This is a genomic window from Pontibacter sp. YIM B11418 (genome assembly GCF_059278805.1).
The window spans coordinates 23158-41728 of sequence record NZ_JCAEMH010000006.1 but is presented as its reverse complement, the minus strand read 5'-3'; the positions used below and the strand labels follow the sequence as shown (position 1 = coordinate 41728).

At 48.5% G+C, this 18571-nt stretch carries 21 protein-coding genes; 9 read left to right on the top strand and 12 right to left on the bottom strand.

Features of this window, described 5'->3' with window-relative positions; translation table 11 throughout:
- Nucleotides 1-64 precede the first annotated feature (64 nt).
- From AC4QZR_RS15190 to AC4QZR_RS15180, 3 genes are all read left to right on the top strand, one after another.
- Nucleotides 65-409, top strand: coding sequence for a PadR family transcriptional regulator (locus AC4QZR_RS15190; protein WP_253406618.1), 345 nt, complete (start codon nt 65-67; stop codon nt 407-409).
- Nucleotides 406-2925 carry a GIN domain-containing protein gene (locus AC4QZR_RS15185; protein WP_494481687.1) on the top strand — a complete coding sequence of 840 codons (2520 nt, stop codon included), beginning with the start codon at nt 406-408 and terminating at the stop codon, nt 2923-2925. Before AC4QZR_RS15190 ends, AC4QZR_RS15185 begins: the two co-directional genes overlap by 4 nt.
- Before the next feature lie 112 nt (nt 2926-3037).
- Nucleotides 3038-3283 carry a hypothetical protein gene (locus tag AC4QZR_RS15180; RefSeq protein ID WP_494481686.1) on the top strand — a complete coding sequence of 82 codons (246 nt, stop codon included), beginning with the start codon at nt 3038-3040 and terminating at the stop codon, nt 3281-3283.
- 308 nt (nt 3284-3591) lie between these two features.
- Here AC4QZR_RS15180 and AC4QZR_RS15175 read toward each other — a convergent pair whose 3' ends face one another.
- The 3 genes from AC4QZR_RS15175 to mce form a co-directional block, all read right to left on the bottom strand.
- Complete coding sequence (locus tag AC4QZR_RS15175; RefSeq protein WP_494481685.1) at nt 3592-5019, bottom strand: CCA tRNA nucleotidyltransferase; 1428 nt, start codon at nt 5017-5019, stop codon at nt 3592-3594.
- Between the two features lie 142 nt (nt 5020-5161).
- Nucleotides 5162-5734 carry an L-threonylcarbamoyladenylate synthase gene (locus AC4QZR_RS15170; protein ID WP_494481684.1) on the bottom strand — a complete coding sequence of 191 codons (573 nt, stop codon included), beginning with the start codon at nt 5732-5734 and terminating at the stop codon, nt 5162-5164.
- Nucleotides 5735-5846: 112 nt separating this feature from the next.
- The gene (mce, locus tag AC4QZR_RS15165) at nt 5847-6248 is read right to left on the bottom strand and encodes a methylmalonyl-CoA epimerase (protein WP_494481683.1); all 402 of its coding nucleotides are present in this window, start codon (nt 6246-6248) and stop codon (nt 5847-5849) included.
- 117 nt (nt 6249-6365) lie between these two features.
- On the opposite strand from mce, the gene AC4QZR_RS15160 reads away from it, so the two are divergent.
- From AC4QZR_RS15160 to AC4QZR_RS15145, 4 genes are all read left to right on the top strand, one after another.
- Nucleotides 6366-7580, top strand: a complete 1215-nt coding sequence (locus AC4QZR_RS15160) for an IscS subfamily cysteine desulfurase (RefSeq protein WP_253406612.1) — start codon at nt 6366-6368, stop codon at nt 7578-7580.
- 88 nt (nt 7581-7668) lie between these two features.
- On the top strand, nt 7669-8082 hold the full coding sequence (gene iscU / locus AC4QZR_RS15155; RefSeq protein ID WP_018478387.1) for a Fe-S cluster assembly scaffold IscU: 414 nt from the start codon (nt 7669-7671) through the stop codon (nt 8080-8082).
- A 15-nt stretch (nt 8083-8097) separates the two neighbouring features.
- The gene (locus AC4QZR_RS15150) at nt 8098-8505 is read left to right on the top strand and encodes a hypothetical protein (protein ID WP_253406611.1); all 408 of its coding nucleotides are present in this window, start codon (nt 8098-8100) and stop codon (nt 8503-8505) included.
- Between the two features lie 13 nt (nt 8506-8518).
- The gene (locus AC4QZR_RS15145) at nt 8519-8845 is read left to right on the top strand and encodes a HesB/IscA family protein (RefSeq protein ID WP_018478385.1); all 327 of its coding nucleotides are present in this window, start codon (nt 8519-8521) and stop codon (nt 8843-8845) included.
- Between the two features lie 96 nt (nt 8846-8941).
- Here AC4QZR_RS15145 and AC4QZR_RS15140 read toward each other — a convergent pair whose 3' ends face one another.
- The 9 genes from AC4QZR_RS15140 to murI form a co-directional block, all read right to left on the bottom strand.
- On the bottom strand, nt 8942-10237 hold the full coding sequence (locus tag AC4QZR_RS15140; protein ID WP_494481682.1) for a T9SS type A sorting domain-containing protein: 1296 nt from the start codon (nt 10235-10237) through the stop codon (nt 8942-8944).
- A 289-nt stretch (nt 10238-10526) separates the two neighbouring features.
- The gene (gene nuoK / locus AC4QZR_RS15135; protein WP_494481681.1) at nt 10527-10841 is read right to left on the bottom strand and encodes an NADH-quinone oxidoreductase subunit NuoK; all 315 of its coding nucleotides are present in this window, start codon (nt 10839-10841) and stop codon (nt 10527-10529) included.
- Entirely contained in the window at nt 10841-11353 is a 513-nt protein-coding gene (locus AC4QZR_RS15130) for an NADH-quinone oxidoreductase subunit J family protein (protein ID WP_494481680.1), read from the bottom strand. The genes nuoK and AC4QZR_RS15130 overlap by 1 nt, the downstream gene beginning before the upstream one ends.
- A 34-nt stretch (nt 11354-11387) precedes the next feature.
- Nucleotides 11388-11996, bottom strand: coding sequence for a NuoI/complex I 23 kDa subunit family protein (locus tag AC4QZR_RS15125; protein WP_494481679.1), 609 nt, complete (start codon nt 11994-11996; stop codon nt 11388-11390).
- A gap of 104 nt (nt 11997-12100) precedes the next feature.
- Nucleotides 12101-13204: a complex I subunit 1/NuoH family protein gene (locus AC4QZR_RS15120; RefSeq protein WP_494481678.1), complete on the bottom strand. Its 1104-nt coding sequence runs from the start codon at nt 13202-13204 to the stop codon at nt 12101-12103.
- A 69-nt stretch (nt 13205-13273) separates the two neighbouring features.
- Complete coding sequence (gene map / locus AC4QZR_RS15115; RefSeq protein ID WP_494481677.1) at nt 13274-14032, bottom strand: type I methionyl aminopeptidase; 759 nt, start codon at nt 14030-14032, stop codon at nt 13274-13276.
- A gap of 28 nt (nt 14033-14060) precedes the next feature.
- The gene (locus AC4QZR_RS15110) at nt 14061-15248 is read right to left on the bottom strand and encodes a glutathionylspermidine synthase family protein (protein ID WP_494481676.1); all 1188 of its coding nucleotides are present in this window, start codon (nt 15246-15248) and stop codon (nt 14061-14063) included.
- Between the two features lie 160 nt (nt 15249-15408).
- Nucleotides 15409-15963 carry a Cj0371 family chemotaxis-regulating polar lipoprotein gene (locus AC4QZR_RS15105; RefSeq protein WP_494481675.1) on the bottom strand — a complete coding sequence of 185 codons (555 nt, stop codon included), beginning with the start codon at nt 15961-15963 and terminating at the stop codon, nt 15409-15411.
- A 394-nt stretch (nt 15964-16357) separates the two neighbouring features.
- Complete coding sequence (gene murI, locus AC4QZR_RS15100; protein ID WP_494481674.1) at nt 16358-17173, bottom strand: glutamate racemase; 816 nt, start codon at nt 17171-17173, stop codon at nt 16358-16360.
- Nucleotides 17174-17484: 311 nt separating this feature from the next.
- Between murI and AC4QZR_RS15095 the strand changes: the two genes are divergently transcribed.
- A complete protein-coding gene (locus AC4QZR_RS15095; RefSeq protein WP_494481673.1) occupies nt 17485-18012 on the top strand; it encodes an RDD family protein in 528 nt (175 codons plus the stop codon).
- Nucleotides 18013-18132: 120 nt separating this feature from the next.
- Entirely contained in the window at nt 18133-18489 is a 357-nt protein-coding gene (locus AC4QZR_RS15090; RefSeq protein ID WP_494481672.1) for an SPW repeat protein, read from the top strand.
- Nucleotides 18490-18571: the final 82 nt, after the last annotated feature.

Sequence of the window (18571 nt, the reverse complement as noted above, 5' to 3'; positions counted from 1 at the left end):
ACACAGTACCTTGCGTTACATAGTACCTTTTAATATCTTTGCTTCAACATTAAACGGAATCATCATGAAAGTAGAAAACACACAAGTGCAGATGCGGAAGGGAATTCTGGAATTCTGCATCCTGGAGATTATCGCTCGTGGTGAGGTATATGCGTCCGATATGTTGGAGGAGCTGACAGCTGCCAAGATGATAGTAGTGGAGGGAACCCTTTATCCTCTCCTTACTCGCCTCAAGAATGCGGGGCTTCTCGACTACAGTTGGGTCGAATCTACCTCTGGGCCTCCCCGCAAGTACTATACACTGACCGAGACCGGTCGCACATTTCTGGAACAACTCCGGGATACATGGGGCGAACTGGTAGCTTCCACCGAATTCATCATGCAAAACAAGAAAGCGCAGCAATCATGAAAAAGAACATAAATATCAACCTGCAAGGCATCATCTTCCACATCGAGGAGGATGGGTATGAGCAACTGAGCCGCTACCTTTCTTCTATCCGCAACTACTTTTCGAGCTACGAAGGCCACGAAGAGATTGTCGCTGATATCGAAGCACGTATCGCGGAGATCTTTTCAACGCGCCTTTCTCCGGGCAAACAGGTGATCACGCTAGAAGACGTGCAGTCCCTGGTTGCTCAGATGGGTGAGGTGACCGACTTTGAGATACTGGAGCCGATGGAAGAGGAAATGTCGCACGCCAGAAAAGCCTATAGCGCCGGTGCTCCTGAGCCCGAGTTTGCCGAGGCCGGAGGTGCCGCCGCAGCCGCTACAGCATTCAGACCCAGACGCCTGTACCGCGATGTGAGCCGCAAAGTAGTGAGTGGTGTAGCAGCGGGTATAGCCAACTACCTGAACGCAGACCCGGTGTGGATCCGCTTGATCTTCGTGTTCCTGGTAATAGGCACCCCGATCACGAAGGGTATCTCAGGTTCTTTCGGTCTGATTCTCTACATCATTCTCTGGATTGCGCTGCCTGTGAACTACTCACTGCCTGAAATCACGGTGAAAAAGCTCTTCCGCGACCCCGATGACAAAAAACTGGCGGGTGTGGCAAGCGGCATCGCCAAGTATTTCGGTGTGGATGTGGCCGTTATCCGCATCCTGTTCCTGGCCCTGATTTTTGCGGGTGGCTTTGGTATATTGGCCTACATCATCCTCTGGGTAGCGGTCCCGGAGGCGGCCAGCCTAACAGAGCGTATGCAAATGCAGGGCAACCCCGTTACGCTGGCCAGTATTGAGCACACGCTCAAGGAAAACCTGAACATAAAAGACCAGAACGGTGAGGAAAGTACGGCCGCCAAAGTATTGTTGCTGCCATTTCGCATCATCTCGCAGGTGATTAACTGGCTCGGTCGTGGCCTTGGACCTATACTTGGTGTCCTGATTACGCTGGTAAGAATAGCTGCAGGTATAACCCTGTTGGTTATTTCACTTGGCCTGACTGTAGCGCTTTTCACTTCCCTGTTTGTGACGCTAGGTATAGTAGATGGTGATTCCGCGTTCATGATGGGTGATTTTCCGGCCTCCGTGCTTTTGGAGGGCTTTCCCCGGCTCGGACTGGTGGCTGGTTTTTTTGTAGGACTTATACCTATTCTGTTCCTGATTCTACTGGCCATCGGTCTTTTGGCGAAACGCTTCTTTATGCGTCCATTAGTAGGCTGGTCATTGTTCGGTATCTGGCTGATCAGCTTGTTCACCATGATAGCCTTTATCGCGGCGCACGCCGAAAACTTCCGTCGCTCGGGCGAAGTGGTTACCACGCAGTCTTTCCCGGTAGGACCGTACCCTACCATCACCCTGGATGGGTATAACACGAATTCGTCTTATGAAAACCGCATCTACTTTGATGTGCAGGGCCACACTGGCTCTAACCTGGAGGTGCAGCAACGCCTGCAGGCCAAAGGAAAAACTGAAGCCGAAGCACAGCAAAACGCCCGCATGGTGACTTACCGCGTGGTGCAGACCGACTCTACGATCCGTTTTGATGACAGCTTTGAGTTTGCCTCCGGAGCAGCCTACCGTAGCCAGCGCATGGACGTAACCTTGCTGATACCGCAGGACAAACAACTGCGCCTGACCAACAACTTCCTACGCATGGTGCCAAGTAGCGCTTTCGAAGAAGAGTATAGCCGTGAGAAGACCCTACGCAACCTCTGGCAGGTAAAAGGTAACCTCCTAAGCTGCATCACTTGCGCCTCTGACACGCTCGATGTAGCCGACAGCGATTTCACTTACAATGCCGCTGCCACCATGGGCGCAGGCGGAAGTGTGCTGATGGATGAAGCGGAGTATAGCTCGAACAAACAGACCTACGACTTCAGCGACTTCGATGCCATCACGGTAAATGGTGCCTACCACGTGCAGATTACGCAAGGCAGTAACTATAGCGTAACAGCCAGCGGTGACGCCGACGACCTGAAAAAGCTCGAAGTTAGAAAAGACGGCAGCGAACTAGTAGTGGAGCATGAGGACCGCACCATCAAGCTTTTTGAAAAACAGAAGCTAGTACTGATTCAGATCACCGTGCCTGAGCTACGCAGCCTTGACCTGAACGGTGCCATCAAGGCGGATATCGGGCACATCAAGGCATCTAACCTGAGCCTCGGCTTGACAGGTGCTACGCAGGCTTTCGTGGATGTAAATGTGGGCCGTTTGAAAGCTGATATCGCGGGAGCCTCTAAAAGCACCTTTTCAGGCCGCGCCGATAACGTGGACATGGATATTGCAGGAGCCAGCAAGTTGGACGCTACACGGCTGGTTGCTAATACTGTGGAGATAGAAGCTGTTGGTGCCTGTTCTGCCGACGTGAATGCCACCAATACGCTGCGAGCCGATGCCGCAGGTGCCAGCAAAGTGCGCTACAAAGGCAATCCTAGCAATGTAGTAACTGATGTATCAGGCGCCAGCAAGGTGTCACGCCTGTAGTAAATTTACAAAAAAGGGATAAGTCGTTTGGCTTATCCCTTTTTTATACCTGCCATACACCTGTTGGGCGCAAGCTTTATTAAATATTTCCTGATAAATCTAAACCATAAAAATGAGAAAATACATTCTCGTAGTCCTGACGACTCTGCTAATCGGCTTACTCGGCTGTTCAGAAATGACCGGAGAATTCAACTATATGGATCGTCTAAAAAAATCTATCTCAGCTAAATATGAGACCGACGAAGTAGAAATCAACATCAAAAACAATAATGAACTTACTGTATCGCTTATTGACCCAAAATTTGATGATTTCTCTCCAGCAAAAAAAAACAGATTGCCCGAGAAATTGGAAAGCTAGCACAAGAACTTCGAGAGGATAAGGAACCAATAAAATCTGGTGTGGTGAATTTCCGGGATGAAGAAAATTATGGCATAGCTAAAACCAGCAGCATGGTGAGTTTTCAGATGTACGAATAAATCATCCCATGCCATCATTAATTAAAAACAGTACTTGATTTGGTCTCAATTCGTAATTCTTAGCTTGCTTCGCCGACCATCCTGCGGACAAGTAAGCTTACCAGCCCGCACTGTTTCCATACCTGCCACTTAGTACAAAATAAAACTTTATACCCTATCGCAGGTGCTATACCTTAATAATTTGTTTGCTTAGCTGTTTGGTGAGTTTACCTGGCGAAGTCCCAGTTCTTCCCCCTTCTTGAGGAGGAAAGCGAAGGCTTCGCCAAACTCATTTTTGACAGTTCCCTCCAGTATTGCCTCTGTCAGGGCTTCCTTCAACTCCCCTACCGTTTTGGAAGGTTTCAGGTCGAAAGTCTCCATGATGATCTCACCCGTGATCACCGGCTGGAAATTGCGCAGTTTGTCGCTCTCCTCCACCTCTACCAGGCGTTTCTCCACCTTGTCGAAATTCTGCAGATAACGCTTCACCTTGCTGTCGTTTTTGGAAGTGATGTCGGCGCGGCACAGTTTCATCAGCGCCTCAATGTCGTCGCCAGCCTCAAACAGGAGTCTGCGGATAGCCGAGTCCGTCACGGTGTCTTTTACAAGAGCAATGGGGCGTAGGTGCAGGCGAACCAGCTTCTGCACGAATTTCATGTGCTCGTTTAGCGGCAGTTTCAGGTCTTTGAAGAGCTTGGGCACCATGCGGGCGCCGCGCTCCTCGTGGCCATGAAAGGTCCAGCCCACTTTTTCGTGGTAGCGTTTGGTATCGGGTTTGGCAATGTCGTGCAAAATGGCCGACCACCGTAGCCACAGGTCATCCGATACCTCGGCCACATTATCGAGCACCTGCAAGGTATGGTAGAAGTTGTCTTTATGTGAATTGCCTTTTACGGTCTCCACTCCCTGCAATTCTGCCATTTTTGGGAAGATCAACTGCAAAAGACCGGAGGCAAAAAGCAATTTGAAACCATAGGAAGGCTTCGGCGAGAGAACGATCTTGTTCAGTTCATCGGTAATACGCTCCTGCGACACGATCCTGATGCGCTCCTTGTTGTCGATAATGGCATCGAAGGTTTCGGGGGCGATGTCGAAGCTAAGCTGGGAGGCAAAACGGATGGCACGCATCATGCGCAGCGGGTCGTCAGAGAACGTAATGCCTGGCTCCAGCGGCGTACGGATGATTTTGCGCTTCATATCCTTCAGCCCATCAAAGCGATCGATCAGTTGACCGTAGGTGCTCTCGTTCAAGCTTATACCTAGGGCGTTTATGGTGAAGTCGCGGCGTTTCAGGTCATCTTCCAGCGTACCGGTTTCTACCTCCGGCTTACGGGAATGCTCCATGTAAGACTCCTTCCGGGCTCCCACAAACTCCACTTCCCATTCTCCGGAGCGCAGCATGGCCGTACCAAAGTTCTTGAAAACCGACACCTTCGGCTTGTGCGGCAGCTTATGCGACACGCGCTCGGCCAGCGCAATGCCATTACCCACGCATACCACGTCAATATCTTTAGAAGGCCTTTTCAGGACCAAATCACGCACAAAGCCCCCAATCACATAAGCGTCAACACCTGTTTCCGCAGCGGCCGCGGCCACAGTATCAAATATGGGGTGCTCTGGTAATTTTATTGTATCCATTCAGAAAAATCAAAACCTCGGGCATTACAGAACCGCAGGCCCGAGGCGCAAAAATAATGAGATAAATTCAGAGCGCGGGCAAATTTTCTTTGACGTTGCGAAAACAGGTATAGCCTTTGTCCCGGCACCAGCTATACCTGCCCTACTCCCGAATAACCGTCTGTTTACCGTTTTTATCAATCTTGATGATACGTGAGGGACGTGTTTCCACGTCTTCGTCTTGCCGCCATTGCGCGATGTAATCAACTCGCTCCTTGATCGTGTCAGAGATTTCGGAGAAAGCCTTCGGAGCAACTTCACCGCTCACATTGGCCGATGTAGACACCAGCGGGCGACCGATCTGCTGCATCAGCCGATGGCAAAACTCGTCTTTTGTGATGCGCATGCCGATGCTGCCATCTTCGGCGATCAGCTCTTGGGGCAGATTTTGCGCACCAGTCAGGACAAAGGTGGTCGGCCGCTTTTGTGACTCGACCAGTTTTTCAAAGTCCTCCGGAACATCGCGCACGTAGCGGCGCAGCATTTCCACGTCGCTCACCAGCACGATCATCGATTTGGACTCCTCCCGCTCCTTTATCCTAAAGATCTTTTTAACGGCTGTGGCATTCTCAGCATCACAACCGATTCCCCATACCGTATCGGTCGGGTATAAAATGACGTTGCCAACCAGCAACTCATCTTCTGCTGCCTGTATCGCTTTCAGTAAGTGATTCATAGTTTTAATGGTTAAATTGTTTTATTGTTAAATGGTTGTTCCTCTAAGAGTTTACACTCAAATAGAAATTATAGCTGAGCTCAACAATTTAACAATGCAGCCATTCAACCATTTACTTAATCTCCTGCGTCAGTTCTATCAGCACACCATTGGCGCTTTTGGGGTGCACAAAGCAAACCAACTTATTGTCGGCTCCTTTTTTGGGCGTTTCGTTCAGTAGCGTAAAGCCTTCGCCTCTCAGTCTCTCCATTTCAGCAAGTATATCGTCCACTTCAAAGGCGATGTGGTGTATACCTTCACCGCGCTTTTCGATGAACTTACTGATGGCGCTATCAGGCGTTGTGCCCTCCAAAAGCTCTATTTTAGTGCCGCCCACCTTGAAGAAAGAGGTGTTTACCGCCTCTGACTCCACAAACTCTGTTTTATAGGGCTCTACGCCCAGCAGTTTAAAATACAGGGCATTTGCCTCGCTAAAATTTTTAACTGCTATACCTATATGTTCTACGTTTACCATTTTCAATTTGTAATTAGTCTAAGTAAGCTTTTTTTGTTAATTTTGCAGGGATTCAAAACTAATAATTTCTTACAACTGTTAATCAGACAGGATTAAAAGAGATAAAAAAATAGTGATATGCTAACATTCCCGATATACTTGGACAACAACGCCACGACACCGCTTGACCCGCGCGTGCTGGAGGCCATGATGCCGTACTTCACTGGCAAGTTTGGCAATGCCGCTTCCCGTAACCACGCATTTGGCTGGCATGCCGAAGAGGCTGTTGACTATGCCCGTGAGCAAATCGCCTCACTTATCAACTGTTCACCTAAAGAAATCATCTTCACTTCGGGCGCGACCGAGTCTGATAACCTCGCTATAAAAGGGGTGTTTGAGATGTACGCTTCGAAGGGTAACCACATCATCACAACTACTACCGAGCACAAAGCGGTACTAGATACCTGCAAGCACATCGAAAAAATCGGTGGCAAGGTAACATACCTGCCTGTAAATGCCGAGGGTCTGATTGACCTGCAGCAACTTGAAGAAGCCATTACAGACAAGACCATCCTGATTTCGATCATGTATGGTAACAACGAAGTGGGTGTAATTCAGCCAATTCGTGAGATCTCTAGAATCGCCAAGAAGCGTGGTGTGCTGTTCTTCACAGATGCTACGCAGGCGGTAGGCAAAATTCCGGTGGACGTTGAAGCTGACGGCATCGACCTGATGGCTTTCTCTGGCCACAAAATGTACGGTCCGAAAGGCGTTGGCGCTCTGTACGTACGTCGCAAAAACCCACGTGTAAAAGTAACTGCCCAGATGGACGGTGGCGGACACGAACGCGGCATGCGCTCAGGTACGCTGAACGTACCAGGTATAGTTGGTCTGGGTAAGGCTTGCGAGATTGCCCAGCAGGATATGGAGAAAGACACAGCCCGTCTTTCAGCTATGCGTGACAGACTTGAGAAAGAGCTTCTGACAATTGAGGAATCCTATGTAAACGGTTCGCGCGAGCACCGTCTGCCGCACGTAACCAACATTTCCTTCAAGTATGTTGAGGGCGAAGGTTTGATGATGGGTGTGAAAGATATCGCTGTTTCTTCGGGTTCTGCCTGTACCTCAGCATCTTTAGAACCTTCTTACGTGTTAAAAGCGTTAGGACTAAGTGATGACCTTGCACATTCTTCGCTGCGTTTCGGTTTGAGCCGCTTTACAACAGAAGAAGAAATTGATTTCGCCATCAACCACGTGAAAGAGGCTGTTGCCAAACTGCGTGAGATGTCGCCACTTTGGGAGATGTTCAAAGAAGGCATCGACCTGAACTCCATTGAGTGGGCGGAACATTAAGATTTTAATTAATAATGTATAGAGTAATGAATAATTACTCGGTATATATTAGTCATTCATCATTATTAACTAGTAATTAAATACAGCTATGGCTTATTCAGATAAAGTAATCGACCATTATAACAACCCACGCAACGTTGGTACGCTTGACAAGGCGAAGAACAACGTGGGTACTGGCCTTGTAGGTGCACCTGAGTGCGGTGACGTTATGCGCCTCCAGATTGAAGTAGACGAAAACCAGATCATCACTGACGCGAAGTTCAAGACATTCGGTTGTGGTTCTGCTATCGCTTCTTCGTCGCTGGCTACCGAGTGGCTGAAAGGTAAGTCTGTTGACGAGGCCCTTTCTATCGACAACATGGATATTGTGGAAGAACTGGCTTTGCCTCCGGTGAAAATTCACTGCTCTGTGCTGGCTGAAGATGCGATTAAATCTGCCATCAACGACTACAGAGTAAAGAACGGCCTTCCAGCACTGGAAATGCCGAAGTCTCACCACTAAGACCCGGACTCGCGCATGGAGTCAACGACAGAGGTGCATGTAGAAAGTGCACGCATTCAAAAGCAGATTGAGAACCACTTAGGCTTAAGCGGTGACAGTCTGCTTTTCGAATTCCGACCGATGAATAACAAAGTGCGTCTGGACCTGATTACGGTTAACCCGCGCCACCTGCAGTCGTTTCTGTTCCATACAGAAATAGGGTACGACAGAGTGGATGCGCTCCGTAAGATGTGGGACTACGTGCAGAGTTATAAAGCAAAAGAGAGTCCGTATACCGTGCAGTGGATGGCCCATGGAGATAAAGAGTTGAATACGTCTTACTTCCGGGCCCGTAATATGTACGAGGCACTCGACAAATTATACTTTGGCCGCGACATGAACACGATTACTGTTTTCAGTGTGGTGCTGAATCCGGTATCTTAAAGAAAGAAATGTTATGATAACAGTATCAGATAAAGCAAAAGAGAAAGTATTGAGGCTGAAGCAGGATGCTCAGCTCGACGATACGTTTCGCCTGCGCGCATCTGTAGCCGGAGGTGGTTGTTCCGGTCTCTCCTACAACCTAGACTTCGATGACGAAGTAAAGCCGATGGACCAGGAGTTTGAGGATAAAGGCATTAAGGTAGTGGTAGACATGAAGAGCTTCCTATACCTGGCGGGCACCGAACTTGACTTTTCGGACGGCCTGAATGGCAAGGGCTTTTACTTCAACAACCCGAACGCTTCCCGTACCTGCGGTTGCGGCGACAGCTTCTCCGTTTAACAAAACAGCAGCTTATACAGAGCAGAAGGGCCAGCTATTTCTAGCTGGCCCTTCTGCTTTTTTACCTGTGGCAGGTATAGCTAACTTCAGGTATAGCTATCTCTTCAGAAATCGTAATGCCTGCTTCTCCCCCATTTCATTCAAGAGCACCAAAGTATAGTTCCCATGCCTCAGGCGGCTGACATCCAGTGAGTGGATATAACCCTTTAGGCTTTGGCGCAACACCACACGCCCCATTTTATCATACACAGCCGCATCGTAAGTTAAGTGAGCTAGCGGCAGCTCCACTTTAAGTTCCTGTTGGGCAAGCGTCGGGTATAGCGTAGCGGACTTCGCCTGCTGATTAGAAACTGCTATTACACTGGTGTAGGTATAAGTCAGATCTTCGTCAACTTGCTTGAGCCGGTAATAGGAAGTGCCTACTAATGGTTCACGGTCGTGAAAGGTATAGTTTGTAGTTAAGCTCGTCGTGCCTTTCGCATTTACAATGCCCTGAGTTGTGAAGTTCCTGGCATCAGCACTCCGCTCTATTTCGAAATGCTTGCTATCCTGTTCAGAGGCCGTTGTCCAGTTCAGCTCGACAGCTTTGCCAGTTGTTCGGGCAGTAAACTTGGTAAGCTCAACAGGTAGTGGGACATAATTAGGTTCGAAATTCCAGGTAACTTTCACATCATCAATGGCCAGGCCATGGTCTTGCTCAAGTTCATCAGGATCGTACCAGCGCAGCATGAGATAGTATCCATCAGGTATAGCCTCGGGCAGAGTATAGCTAAATTCTTTTCTGTTTTTAGGCAGGTTGCCATTAACGTGTCCCGCATCACTTTTATTAACAGGGCTATTGAACTGCAAGGATGGCACATTGGTCCATCCTGAAGTACTAGCTTTTGTAGACAAATTAAATGATGAGGGATATTCAGCTATTGCATAAGTAAATAATAGCTTTTGTACATCTGTATTAATGGTCCCACTCCGCCATTGCTCACCAACATAGGCAATGTCTAAAGCAGTAATGGTCTTCCCAGAAGTGTTTTGCAGCAATAAGTTGTAAGTAAACTCACCTGAATTTGTCGAGGCTATACCACCGAGTGCTCTGTCAGCTGCTCCATCATGGCCATAACTGTACAAATCTCCTTTATTGAAAGAGCCATTATTAACGACAATAATGTCATTAGGCTTAGACCGTTGGATCGTCCAACCATCTGGCAAGAAAGCTCTGATGCCCCATTGATAAGTACCTGCTACTCCAGGCAGTGTGTTAAAGTCTTGGGTATAAGTGGTCATAAACTGACCCATCTCTATTGCCTGCGCTTGAACAGGTATAGCAAAACCTGCTGTGATCCACAGCACTCCCATTACCGCAGACTTTGCGGCTCGGGCAATAATTGTTTTCATGTAATGGCTAAAAGTATAGTTGTAAATCCCTATAGTAAAACTGCTTTATTCAAGAATATTTACACTAACTCTTAATTGTATACCTAAAGTTCAAAAAGGGGAGATTATTGTTTTGAAAATCCAAACAATGTTAAAACAATGAAATAAGCAAGGTCAATGACCTGATTATCAACAGGTAGAACCTTACAAGGAAAGGCTAGAATTCAGACTAGAGAAGGGAGAAATTTAGTAGACAGCGCAGCGTAGACAGCTAGAATCGCTAGGGAAGATAAGATTAGAAATGCTGCTCCTATCCCTCCTTACTCACAATCTCATTAAGGTTCGCTGTTTTGAAATGCTGGTATACCTTCAGCACAATGGCAAGCGCTACGGCAGCTTCGGCAGCGGCGACCAGGATAACGAATAAGGAGAATAACTGGCCCTGCAGCAGTTGGGGATCGTGACGGCTGAAGGCAACCAGGTTGAGATTTGCTGCATTGAAGATCAATTCTATACCCATCAGCACCACCACCGCATGTCGCTTGGTAATGACAGCCAGGACGCCAATCGTAAACAAGACAGCGCTCAGCAGCAGAATATGTTCTAATGGAATCTGAGTTAACATTATACCTTCTGTTTTTCAGTGGCGATGTAAGCGGCTCCCATAAGTGCAATAAGCAACAATAGTGAGGCTATTTCGAAAGGCAGCACAAAGTCGGTCATCAGTTTTATACCGATAAGCTGCACGGTACTCTTTTGTCCAGCCAATACATTAGTATCAGCCTGTTGAATCCATGGAAGCGAACTGAAACTTGCCTGCCAGATGGTATAACTTAACCCGATCAGTGTGAGCATAGAGATCGCAACGCCCCATCCTACATTCGTATTTTCGGACATTACTGACTTATCGTGTACCCGGCTGCTGAGCATGATGCCAAAAAGAATCAGCACGAGCACACCGCCTACGTATACCATCAGCTGCGTAACGGCTACAAAATCAGCGAAAAGCAGCACGTAGATGGCGGCAATGCTCAGCAAAGTGAGCAGCAACGAAAAACCGGCGTACAGCAGGTTGCGCGTTAGCACCATGTAGGCTCCCGAAACTATGGCTACCGTTGCGAAAATGTAGAACAACATCTATATCAGTGATCAGTTAACAGTAAACTTTCAATTAGTTTTGTTGCTTCCTCGCTGCCAGTGCAGCTGCTTTGGCGGCGGCCATTTCTTCCTGTTGTTTGGCCAATAGCTGCTTTTTCTCTTCTGCCTGCTCGGGTGTGAGATCCGTAAAGTGGTAGATCATATTTTTGATATCCACTTCAGCGAAATCATACACAGGCGTCATGGTCAGGCAATCGGTTGGGCAGACGGTAGTGCAAAGGCCGCAGTAGCAACACTTGGCCATATCAATATCAAAAATAGGTGCGTAGAGGCGTTTTTTGGTGCCGTCAGACGTCATCCCGATTTCCTCTGTGGCCTTCACCGATTCAATAGTGATACAGTTTACAGGACAGATCTTAGCACAAAGGTCACATACAATGCAATCGTCGATCTCGTTGTGCAGACGGTAACGGCCGTTCTCCGGAACAGGTATAGCCTCATAAGGATAGGTAAGTGTAACCAGTCCCTCGGGCTGATTGAAGTAATTATCGTCCATTACCGGCACAGGCGCACGCCGCTTGTCCGCATTCCGGAAATGCCGCCAGGTCAGTCGCAAGCCGCTCAGCAGCGACTTCACCACCTCCCAGAAACCGGTTTTACGTGTAACAGACGATCTTTCCATATTTTAGATATACGGGCTGAAGTTGAAAACCAACCTCTACCCTTTCCAAGCAGTAACGGAAGTTACCCAATACTTTAAATTCCTAAACTCTTTAATTTATAAACTTACACCATCAACAGCCGCCAGATGCCAGCCAGCAACACGATGCCTAAAGCTACAGGCGTCAGCACTTTCCAGCACAGGTGCATGAGCTGGTCTACACGCAAGCGCGGATAGGTCCAACGGATTTGCAACTGCAGGAAAAGCAACACAAAGGTTTTGCTGAGCAGCCAGAAGCCACCCCATAGTATACCTGACAACTCCCCTACCGTGCCGGTTGTCCAGTTAGCAAACTTCAGCGCGGTCAGGTTTGGCAGAGGCGTGTTCCAGCTCCCCAGAAAGAGAATGACTGCCACCAGACTCACCAACACCATCATACTATACTCCGCCAGAAACAGGACTGCAAACCGGAAACCTGAGTACTCCACGTGAAAACCCGCGACCAGTTCAGATTCTGCCTCTGGTATATCAAACGGCGCACGATTACTCTCAGCCAATGATGCGATGAAATAGATCACAAATGCTACCAGTAAAATTGGAGCCCTGAAAATGTTCCAGGTCGTGATACCGCCGATGTTAGTAGTATTTATACCTAAAGCTTCGATGCCAAAGAGCCAGTTCGCTTCGAACTCAAGTCCGGGGAAACGGTTCAGCAGGACACCTTGCTGGTAGCTTATTTCCTGAAAATCAAGTGATTGGCAGATCATCACAACAGAAAGAATAGCCAATCCGGCTGGTATTTCATACGACACAATCTGAGCCACGGAGCGCATGGCACCCAGCATAGCGTACTTGTTGTTAGAGCCCCAGCCGGCCATAAGCAAACCCACCACGTCAAGTGAGATGATAGCAAGCAGGTAAAAAACGCCGATGCCTATACCTGCAGGTATAAGATCCGGGGTGAAAGGTATGACAGCAAAGCCTGCAAAAACGGCAGCGAATATCAGGATCGGAGCCAGCTTAAACAGTTTCTTATCGGCTGCTGCGGGCACAATATCCTCTTTCTGTAACAGCTTCAGCACGTCCAGCACCGACTGCAGCGAACCATAAGGACCAGCCTCGGTTGGCCCCATGCGGTCTTGCATAAAAGCAGCCACCTTGCGCTCTGCGTACGCCAGCACAATGACGATACCCAGCAGGAGCATAAGTGTCAGCAGAAAGGCGAGCATAAGCAGTTAGGGTTTAGGAACGCGCAAAGGTAGTTTTTAATGTGTTAATGTGCCAAGCACACCACTCAGTTAAATGCCATTAGCGGCTGTCAGAATGATCGGCTCTCCGTCTGTGATCAGGATCGTGTGCTCGTGTTGTGCTACGTAAGCACCCGAATCAGCCAATAGTGTCCAACCGTCGCCTTTCTCGTGCACATAACTTCCTTTGGTCGAGATAAAGGTTTCTACGGCTACCACGGTGTTTTTACGGAACCTGCGTGTCTCGTACTTGTCATAGAAGCAGGCAATTTCGTGCGGTTCTTCGTGCAGACTGCGTCCCACGCCATGGCCAACCAGGTTCTTGATCACTTTAAAGCCATTTTTCTTTGCTTCTGTCTCTATAATACGGCCAATCTCAGCTATTTTTTTGCCACCTTTTATTTCCTTCAGCGCCTTGTACAGCGCAGTAAGTGATGTGTCCACTAATTTACCCAAGCCGTTGATGTCTTCTCCCAGGATAAAAGAACCGCCATTGTCAGCATAATAGCCATCAAGCTCAGCAGATACATCAATGTTTACCAGGTCGCCATCTTTGAGCACTGTTTTTTCGGACGGTATACCGTGCGCCGCTTCGTTGTTGATGCTGATGCAGGTATAGCCGGGAAAATCATAGGTGACTTTCGGTGCCGACTGCGCCTTATAGGACTGCAATATCTGATAGCCGAAGTCGTCCAGTTCCTTCGTCGTCATACCTGGTTTGGCATACTCGCGCATTTGCTTCAAGGTAAGAGCCACCGCTTTACTCACCTTTTTTATACCTTCCAGATCCTCTTCTGAGTCTATTGACATTGCTATACCTTTTAAATTTTAAGAAATATTAACCTTCTACCAGATGTGGCACAAACTGCGAAAGGTTGGTAATAATGCCCTTTTCGCGGCGGAAACCGATGGCGGCTCCTTCACCGGACCAGAATACACCGGCCTGGTACTGATATCCTTTGCTGTCTTCGGGCAGTTCGCACCAGCGCTGGTATACCTGTTGCTGCTGATCATATTCGCCCCGCACTTTGGTCACGCGCCCACGGTCTACGACTTCCACACTCTGCCCTTCACGACCGAAGTACGGCTTTTTGATGTACTTACCCGTCAGCGGCTCAATGTCTGCCTCCAGCAAGAGCGGGTGGTACGGGAACGCTTTCCATAGCCAGGCCAGCATGCCTTTGCTCTGAAACAACAAGGTATAGGCGGGGTTGGCAATCGTGATGGTGCGGGAACGGGCAAGCAAGGTAAGGGTCTTCAGAAGCTCAGGTTCTTCCCAGGCAATCTCCTCCCAGGGCAGAAGCTTGAACAGAAACGGGAAGTGTCGCCATTGATCTTGCTCTATCTGCGCCCATACGCCTTTTTCCTCACCTTCCGCTGTGAAAGTCACATCCTCGATCGGGCATAAGTGAGCCTCAAAACCGGCTTCGTTAGCAGCCTGTGTGATAACGGAGCAGTTGGCTTCGTCCTCGGCACTGGCTCCTATATAAGTAACCAGCAAGGCCGGCGCTAAATCCTCGTTGCGCTCGCGCCATACCTTGAGTTGCTCCACCAGGGCTTCGTACAGACCTGAATATTGCAGCGCATCATTTTTTCCGGCAGCGGCCAGACTGGCCCATTGCACCACAGCCGTTTCAGGTATAGAGGTGGCAGTATCGGCGTTAAATTCCAGCATTTTGGGGCCTTCCGGCGTCATAGCCAGGTCAAATCGTCCATACAGATGCACCTGACGATCGTCGTTCCAGGACAGGCGCACCAGTTGCCACAAATTCTCCGGTATACCCAGCACTTTCAGGAAAGCATCCGGAAGATCTTTCGGGATCGCCTGTACCATCATGTTATGGAGTGAGCTGGCGGCATCGAGCAATTCTTCGGCCTCGTCCTCTGTGATGACCACCGCTTCGCCAGGCACGTAATTGGCGCATCCGTCTTCCACGCACCACTCCCAGCCCAGTCCGCGTACGGCCTTCTCCACATCCCCTTTATGGGCTTTTATCTGTATGCTCGTCTTCGAATTTTCTGACATGAAATGCTTTGATCTAATAGATTGAAACACAAAAGAAGGTATCAGCACAAGCAAAGCGGCTCATACTGATACCTTCAGAGTAAGGGACAGCCTGCACGATGTATAAAGCTATACCTGTATGATGATTCCCTAAGAGAAGTCTATGCTTGCTTTGGTCAGTTTAAGCGCCCGCTCCGCTGCTGCGTCCACGGAAGTAGCCACGCTGGCCTGTGCGCGGCGCTGTAGACTGCTGACGGTACGTCTGCACGTTCTGGCGCCAGGCGGCGGTGTTGTTCATCACGCCGGGGTTAGCATAGTAGGCAGGTCTCGGTGACATCATGCGACCGGCCATATAGCCCATCGCGCTCCACCACAACACATTGCCCATTCCAAAACCACTCCCTTGGTTGTACTGCTGCTGGTTGTTAGCCAGGTCTTTCATCTGATTTTCAAGCGCCAAACCCTGCAGCGTGTCCACACGGCCGTCGTTGTACTTCAGGATAGCCATGCTGTGGCCGGGCGCCGTGGTACGCTCGTCGGTGATCTTCCACTGGTCTGGCGCTTCTTCAGTCAGCTCTGTTACGACACCATCTGGCGCTGGCACTTCAGTACCGGCATTCCATTCGTCGTTCTTCTGTGTGTTGGAGTCGCAGCTGGTCAACCCCATCGTAGCGGCAGCGGCCACAATAAAGGCATTTCGCTTAAAGTCCCCTACGGTCAAATATCGCTTTTTCATAAGATTTTCTCGGTTGCAGTATAAAGGTACACTTTTTACGGGATTTCTGGAAGAATGGGATTTGGGATTGATGGTTGAATTGTTGAGTGGTTAAATTGTTGGGCGCTCGATTAACCCACCCCTACACCTCTGAGAAGCAGGTTCATTTCGTTCTATCTTTTTTGTCATCCTGAAGGGAGCTTGGTAGTAAATAGCATAGGCTTAACCTCCCATCAGACAAGTTTCTTTACAGAATAACAGTGAGTTTGAGCGTGATTTCTCAGGATGAAATGGCGCTTCTAAAAGGAAATTTACCTGCATGATGGCAATTGGGTACAGTCTCGATCGACATTAAGGTATAAAGTCACTCCATCACAACTCTCTAACTCTTAAAATCCCCAATCCCTAAACTTCCCTACTCCCACAGCGGATAATGCTCCAGGTGCACTTTTCGCTTAAAGAAAATGCGGGTGCTTTCTTCGAACGACCTGGTGAAATCCGACACATAGAAAGCATGATCGCCGAGCAGCTCCTCGGACACCAGATCATTGGCTTCCAGAAACCTGCGGACGTGTTTCGCTACGATCTGGCTGGCGTCGAGCACATCCACTTTGCCTTGGTAGTAGTTTGCAATCTGTTTTTTGATAAGTGGGTAATGGGTACATCCTAAAATAAGCGCCTCTATACCTTGCAGTTCCGGAGCTGACAGGTAGGTATGAATCACATTCTCAGAGATAGAATCGTTGAAAAAGCCTTCTTCAATCATAGCAGCGAGCAGCGGCGTAGCGTGTGACTTCAGCGTAATATTCAGATCCAGCGCATCAACCTTTTTGAGGTATACATTCGAGTTGACGGTTTGCTTCGTGCCGATAAGACCTATGGTCTTGCCCGCGTAAGTCTTGCCGATATGCTCTACCACCGGATCTATCACGTTTAGCACGCGTGCCTTGCTGCCTACGTATTCCTTCACCAGCTCGTAAGCAGCCGCTGAAGCCGAGTTGCACGCAATCAAAATCACTTTGCAGTGCTGCCGGAGCAGCAGATCACATATTTTGACGGCATAGGCCTGGATTGCAGCTGTTGACTTATCGCCGTAGGGTAAGTGCGCCGTGTCGCCAAAGTATACCAGCCTCTCCCGCGGCAGTTCGGCCACGATCGCCTGCGCTACCGTAAGCCCGCCTATACCACTGTCAAAGACCCCGATCGGGTATGCGTTTATTCTATCTCCCATACGGTGCTAAGTTATGCTAAAACCGGCAAAATAAGTTGTTCACCATCGTTTTAAGATCATTCACTCAATATGTATTTCACATTGAATTTTTCAAACTTATAATTGAGTTAAGAAACAACCTGACATACTCAATAAAAACGTTAAATATTATTTTTACAATATATTTTGTAAATAAACTTTAGTTGCTTATATTTAAGTACTTTACTTAAAGAGAGTTGCTATTTTAGTTCTAAAGTAGCTGAACATATCTCCACGTTGGCTTTATCAACTGAGCGGATAAAGCAGATTATCCACCTTTTAGCCTAACCCTTATGCCAACAGCTATAACTGACTCTGCATTCATCATGTCTTCCGCTTCACCTGTGGTGAAACGCGCTCCCCTGTATGGTAGTTTTATGAGTCGCTTTGTGGCGTTCCTCATCGATACGACCATACTAGTGTTCTGGTATTCGATCATAATTTATTCTATGGCCGAGTATTCGCTGCAATTTAATACATGGAAGCAGGTGGTTTTTGACGGGGGCGTCAGCTTACTGGAGTTCGAGGCGGTGCTGCAGCTGTTCTTTTACAGCCTCTACTTCCCGGTGCTGCACTGGCTCTACTATACCTTGCTGGAGGCGTCTCCAAAGCAGGCAACGATCGGCAAGTATACCTTAGGGCTCAAAGTGACTGACTTGCGTGGCAAGCGCATTACGCTTCTGCAGGCGAATGTGCGCTATTTTTCCCGCATCCTTTCAGCACTACCCCTGTTGCTGGGCTTTGTGCTCATTCAGTTCCAGCGTCGCAGGCAGGCACTGCACGATTATGTGGCCCGTACCTTGGTGATGACAGATCAGTAAATTGAACTATTTCTCTACTATATATCAAACACTGCTTTTACTGAAACGTATATTATACCTTGTAAAACAATAAGAAAGGAGGTAATAATGCGTTTTATCCCAACCCGTTTTCACGGAATATTGGACTATTTATACGGTATCCTGCTTATTGCATCGCCCTGGCTGTTTGACTTTGCCGCCGGTGGTGCCGAGACCTGGGTACCCGTTATCATCGGTGCGATTGTGCTCCTACAAACGATCTTCACAGATTTTGAAATGGGACTGGTGAGAAAGATCCCGATGCAGTCCCACCTGATGATGGACTTTGGTATAGGTGTCATCTTAGCCCTATCGCCCTGGCTGTTCGGGTTCGCTGACCGGGTATATGAACCGCACCTGATTTTCGGTGTGTTCTCGATGCTGGCTTCGTTGACAACGCATCGTACGCCAAGCAGAGCGTACAAGACCCATGTAGCGCACGAAGATCCTTTAAAATAAGCCACATAAACCATGTGTAAACCAACAGGCTGACTATACCAGGTCGGCCTGTTTTATTTTGCCTGTTGCATAGCACAGAAAT